The sequence below is a fragment of the Mycobacterium sp. genome (assembly GCF_040398885.1).
Classification (GTDB): Bacteria; Actinomycetota; Actinomycetes; order Mycobacteriales; family Mycobacteriaceae; genus Mycobacterium.
In genome coordinates, this window is the sequence record NZ_JBBATF010000238.1 from 1 (window position 1) to 3266 (window position 3266).

At 68.7% G+C, this 3266-nt stretch carries 2 protein-coding genes; both read left to right on the forward strand.

Going from position 1 to position 3266, the window contains the following annotated elements:
- Positions 1-328 precede the first annotated feature (328 nt).
- Positions 329-1882: an FAD-binding oxidoreductase gene (locus ADBZ5U_RS15325; RefSeq protein WP_526811621.1), complete on the forward strand. Its 1554-nt coding sequence runs from the start codon at positions 329-331 to the stop codon at positions 1880-1882.
- 231 nt (positions 1883-2113) lie between these two features.
- Positions 2114-3266, forward strand: a 1153-nt coding sequence (locus ADBZ5U_RS15330) for an aminotransferase class I/II-fold pyridoxal phosphate-dependent enzyme (RefSeq protein ID WP_526811623.1), incomplete at its 3' end; no start/stop codon positions are given.

Here is a 3266-nt window from a genome sequence, read left to right on the forward strand (position 1 = left end):
CTAAAGACGTGACCGGTCAAAAGCTGGTCCGCGGGTTCGAATCCCGCCCTCTCCGCTGGTTGAAACACGTCGAATCGAACCTCGTGGGCCAGCCCCCCACGACCGGACCCGGAGTCGGCTTCTCCAGGGCCGGATCGGCGTCGCCGACGAAATGACGCACCGCGGGCTCGATCCGCGACCGGCCGGGATTCTCCCGCCACGGCGGCGAGCGCAGGCGTGGCTGGCGCCGTTCGGCCCTGGCGGTGAGGTACCGAGGGGGCAATACCCGTTGGGGACGAGAGCCCTTTTGAGGACCACGGCGCCGACTCCCACCACGAGGATCGCAACGATGCCCGAAGCATCCGCTGACATGCCCCGTCGCGCGGCGCTGGTGCGTGCGGTGGGAGGGGGCGTGGCCCTGGCGACGGGCGGACGACTCGGTGCCGATGCCGCTGGCGACGAGGCGGGGGCACCGATCGAACGGGTCGTAGCCCCGGGGGAGTGGTTTTCCCATCGCGCGTACAGCGTCAGCGGCAACAAGGTGCTGACTGGCCTCTCCGGCAGTGATCGCCCTGCGACGACCCGCGCCCGCCAGGTGTACCGTCCCCGGTCGGCGGAGGAGATCGCCGGCCTGGTGCGGTCGTCGCCGGTGACGACGCCGATCGCGTGTGTCTGCGGAGGACACGAGTCGTCGAACGCGGCGCTGGTCGCCAGCGCCGATGCCATCGTCCTCGACCTCGTGCATCTGAAGTCGATCGACTTCCACGAGGACGATCACGGCACGCTGGTCACGGTGGGCGCCGGCGTCGTCTTTCGCGAGCTGGTGGAAGCGGTCAAGGGCCGTCATGGCGCGTTGCCGGTGGGGACGGGCCCGGGCGTCGGGGTGATCGGCTACGTCGTCAACGGCGGGCTGAGTGGCTACTTTTCCCGCCGCCTCGGGCTGTTGGGACAGCGCGTCGTCGCCCTGACCCTGGTGACCGCGGCGGGCGACATCGAGGTGGTCACTCCCGTGGATGAACGGTTCACCGCCATGCTGGGAGCCGGGAGCGCGCTCGGCGTCGTCGTCGACGTGACGATTCGCATGGAACACGAGAGCGTCGTCCGGGGTGCCGAGCAGCGGGTCGTGTCGTTCGAGACACGGGACCAGGCAGTGGCATTCGTCCGGGGCGCGCTCCGGATCCAGCGCGACCGTGTGCTCCCGAACGAATCGGTCTCGATGGAGCTGGTGGTCACCGGGACGAAGGCGATGGTGGTGACTGTCGTCTTCTACGATTCCTTCGCTGGTGACATGGCAGAGTTCGTCAAGCCGCTGGAGGACCTGGCCGCCAGCCTGCGACGACCGATTGTCGGCCACGCCCACTGGGGCTCCTGGTACGAGGCTGCGGCCGCCCTGTGGCCGGTGCTCACCGCGATGAAGGGCGACCCACTCGCCATGCTGCAACACTGCATGGGAACCACCGGCGCTCCGGACGACGGAATCCTGGACTTCATCAGCGATACCGTGGTGGCCCGCGCGCCACTGGACGACGCGGAGTTGTCGATCGTGGAGATCCGGACGCTCGGCGGCGCCGTCCTGACGAAACCGAAGCTCCCCAGCGGCAATTGCCATCACCGGTTCTTCGTCGACGTGATCACACTCTACGACGCGAAGCACAAGTCGCTCGACGAGCGACGGGCCATCACCGGCCTGGTCAGACGACTCATCGGCGAGGCTCGGGGCGTGAACGGCCTGTCGGTCGACTTCAGCGGCACCCACTCGCAACCCGACGATGCGGACTCTGCCGTCTCGGCGCCGGTGATCTTCGGCTCGGAAGCCATGGCCGAAGCGGTCTTGGCACTGAAGAAGAAGATCGATCCCGGCAACCGTTTCCGCTTCCACCCCTACGCCAGGCTCCTGGGGTGATCACGGGTCGATTCACCGCCACCGGGCATCCACCCCACGCCCGCTTGTGTCCACAGCCTGCCAACCCTGCCACGCATCGAGGCACGGTGGCAGTTGGGCGATCGGACACGGTACGCTCCGTACCCCGGGATTGGCGCCACGGGAATGGCGATCGACACCCCGTTCGATCCGCACCGGCCGCGTTCGTCCCGACCGCACAACCACGGTCATGCCTTCACTTCACGGGATCCCATGAACACTGAATGTGCCACGAAGCCGGTGGTGATCCTCGTCAACGGACCGAGCTCGGAGGTGAAATCGACCTTCCGCCGGGCGCTGCAGGATCGCCTCACCGCGCTCGCGGACGGGAATCCCGCGGCGACGTTCGCTTGTGTCGCGTTCGACGACACGTTCCGGCTGATCCCCGACAAGCTCCATGCGCTCGACTTTGTCGAGCGTTCCGGTGGCGATCTCGGTCGACTCGCCTCCCGGACGCCCAACGACGGCCGTCCCGCCGGGGAATACGCCGACGACACGCATGCCGGCGGCACGCACGGCGGGAGCCCGCGGATCCGGCCCGTCCTCAGCCCACACGCCCGACGACTGCTCACCGGGATCCACCGGGGGTGGGGTGAACATCTCAAGCTGGGCACGAATCTCATCATCGACCACGTCCTGCAGGAGAAGGACTGGTGCGACGAGGTCTTCGCCGTGATCCGGGAGTCCGGTGCACGGTGTTTCTCGGTGGGGGTCCTTGGCTCGCTCGATGAGCACGAGCGCCGTGAGTCGGCCCGCGGCGACGGCCTGGTGGAGGGCGGTCCGCTGGGTGTGGCGCGAAGAAGCGACGAGGTGTGCCACGCCCACGGCCTGGAATACGACGTGACCGTGCGGACAGACGAGCACGGCGCGGCGGAGTCCGTCGACACCGTCGTGGCGGCGCTCCGTGCGGCGGGTTGCCTGCCCGGGGAGCCCACCCGGGCCAGCACCGGACGGTCGCCGATCTCGCGGCGGGCGAGCGCCTTCGACTCCTCCGGCATCCGCAAGGCGTTCGACCTCGCCGCCCGTCTCCCCGATCCGATCAACCTCGCGATCGGCCAGCCCGACTTCCCGATGCCGGAGGCGGCGTGCGCGGCCGCGAAGGCCGCCATCGACGCCGGTCGCAGTGGCTACACCCAGACCCAGGGCATCCCCCAATTGCGCGAACGGCTCGAACACGCCGTCCGCACCGATCTCGGTGATCCGCGGCGCAAACTGTGCGTGACGAGCGGGTCGAGCGGGGCGCTCGTGCTCGTCCTCATGGCCCTCGTCGACCCGGGCGACGAGGTGATCGTCTTCGAGCCGGCGTTCGTCATGTACCGTCCGTTGGTGGAGTTCCTCGGCGGGACGTGCGTGGTGATCGACACCT

Bases quoted from the DNA above. Each gene is read 5' to 3' on its own strand.
- ADBZ5U_RS15325 (WP_526811621.1), top strand. From the start codon at position 329: ATGCCCGAAGCATCCGCTGACATGCCCCGTCGCGCGGCGCTGGTGCGT.